This is a genomic window from Phormidium sp. CCY1219 (assembly GCF_035615515.1).
Lineage (GTDB): Bacteria > Cyanobacteriota > Cyanobacteriia > Cyanobacteriales > Laspinemataceae > CCY1219.
In genome coordinates this window covers 1-2,340 of record NZ_JAJENT010000167.1, presented here as the reverse complement: position 1 = coordinate 2,340, position 2,340 = coordinate 1, and the positions used below count along the sequence as shown (strand labels likewise).

1 protein-coding gene and 1 pseudogene are annotated in these 2,340 nt (G+C 52.8%); both read right to left on the bottom strand.

All coding sequences use genetic code 11. The annotated features are described in order from the left end of the window. Positions 1-108: 108 nt before the first annotated feature. Entirely contained in the window at positions 109-1,455 is a 1,347-nt protein-coding gene (locus LKK83_RS00965) for a D-alanyl-D-alanine carboxypeptidase (protein ID WP_324628854.1), read from the bottom strand. A 198-nt stretch (positions 1,456-1,653) separates the two neighbouring features. Continuing rightward, a pseudogene (locus tag LKK83_RS00960) lies at positions 1,654-2,340 on the bottom strand (serine/threonine protein kinase); the annotation flags it as partial.

Sequence of the window (2,340 nt, the reverse complement as noted above, 5' to 3'; positions counted from 1 at the left end):
CGCTTTGACTACGCCTTTAAGAGTTCATTTCTGGACTGCTTAAGAATCTGCGCGTCAAAAGAGCCGCAGAGTGTCAACCCCTACAGATAGGTTGGAGCGTTGATTTCCTCAACCGGAAGGCTGAGCCACCACCTCAATCCGAGAACCCGGGTTTTTTTTCCAAGCCGTCGGCGCGATTTCCGGCACGACCTCCGCAGGTTCCCCCCACTCGCCCATCAAATTCTGAAGCATTACTTCTTGACGGGTGCGGTATTGCTGCAAATCTCCGTCAGTATTCATAATCGCCACCCACACCAAACCCGATTGGGTGGGAATCACCCCGGCGAGGGTACTCACATAATTGAGACTGCCCGTTTTCACCACCGCATTCGCGGGCAGGGGTCGCCCTTCTAACACCCCTAAATCTTTGCCGATAATCGCGATCGCATCTGCCAAGGTCATGTTATGCCCGTTCAGATACTCCTGTAGCGCCAAAAATACCCCACAAGCGGCGCGCGGCGACATGCGATTTTCTTCCCCCAATCCCGACCCATTAATCAGTTGAATTTCTCCTGCGCCCACCCCGGCGGCTTCGGCGGCTTTCTGGGCTACCACGCCGGCACCCCCCACGGATTCGGCGAGCATATCGGCAATCATATTATTACTGTACATATTCATTTGTTTGACAAGCTCCGCCAGGGGTCGAGAGCGATGGCGCAACAGAAGCGTTCGATTCGCCGACGCTGAATCCACCACCTGCACCGCACCCTCTACGATAACTTGCGGTTGCGGGGTGCCTGGGGGCAATGTGCCATATTGGGTTTGCGCTTCCGGCGGCCAAATTTGCGCGTTTAAGGCTTGCTGCAGCAGGGTTCCGGAGGTGGCGGGGTCGGTTTCAAAATTCATGGAAAACTCACCGACGATGACCAGATTACCCGTGACGCGATCGATACCCAGTTCGTTTAACCGATTGCCCAGGGGAATGGCATCTTCCCAGACAAAAAAGGGGTCTTCGCCGCCTAAAATTACTAAGTCGCCGTTTAATACCCCATTTTCAATCGGGCCTTTCGCGGCAATTTCGGTGACAAATTGGTGCTGCGGACCAAAGGTTTGCAGGGCGACGAGACTGGTGGCGATTTTGGTGACCGAAGCGGCGGAAAGGGGGGTGGTGCCTTGATGGTTGGCAAGCAGAGTATCCCCCCGTTGAATCCATATGCCTTGGTTTTCCCGGGCAAATCCTTGGGCGGCGAGGGTGTTGAGGTATTGTTCGATTTGAGCCGTTGTCTGGGGGTCTGGGTTCTCTGGCGCTGGGAGTAAGGGTTTCGCCGGTGGGGTGGATCGTTGCCCGTCGCGAACCGACGCTTGCACCGATGAGGCTTGCGGTGGGGAGGGTTGGGACGGAGAACAAGCGGCGATCGCAACAATCAAAAGTCCGGAAAGGGCAACCGTGCAACGAGGGGGGTCGATCGGGGTCATGGTTTGAATGAATGCCTGTGCATGTTTATTTTAAACGGTTGGAACCATAACCGGGCGCATGGATCCTACCGCGTTGACTCACCGTCAGTGGGACAATTTTATTGCAATTTTTACCACATTTTGCAAACTTTGTCAACCCTATATTCAAAAAAGTTTTTTCCCTTGGGTGGGGGTTAGCCCAAACGCGCTACTGTTCCCTTACGGTTCGTATTTATTTTCAAATAGCCAACTCTGTGATTTTGAATCCCAAATTAAATAAATGCGGCTTTTTGGATCGTCAGCTACATCTCCATCGTTCATTAAATACTGTAATTGTACATCCAATACTGCATCGGTGTCGGTGCGATCGCGAATCTGAACTTCTCCCACGCGAATTTCGCTCACCCTATCCCACCACTGTACGTAATTATCAAAGCTTACCGCCATCGTTTTAAAATTAGGAGACAGTTTGCGCCAAGTTTTTTGATATTGGCGACGGTTCAGATTGGCGTAATGATTGATAATAAATTCTTTGGGGTTTGGTTGCGGAGTCTGTAGGTTTTCCGACGCTATGCGATCGCCCTGGGAACTCTCCGGACCGGCGGTTATAGCTTCCGCTTCACTGGAAGAGTGAGAGGTAGTGGTTGCAGATTGGGGTCGCGTCATCCATACTCCGAGTAACAGGAAAGCGCCGATAATCAAACCGATGAGGGTGGTTTTTTGCCACTCTCCCATTCCCTTAGCGGAAGTATCTGTAGGTGAGGTAGTCGGAGAAACGACGGTGGTGGGTTGATAAGGCACATTTGACGGTGGTGGGGAAGGAACAGTGGCGGGGGTGGGGGTATAAGCGGGGGCGGCGATCGCATCTAACATTTCCCGAGCACTAGAGAAGCGATCGCGCGGATG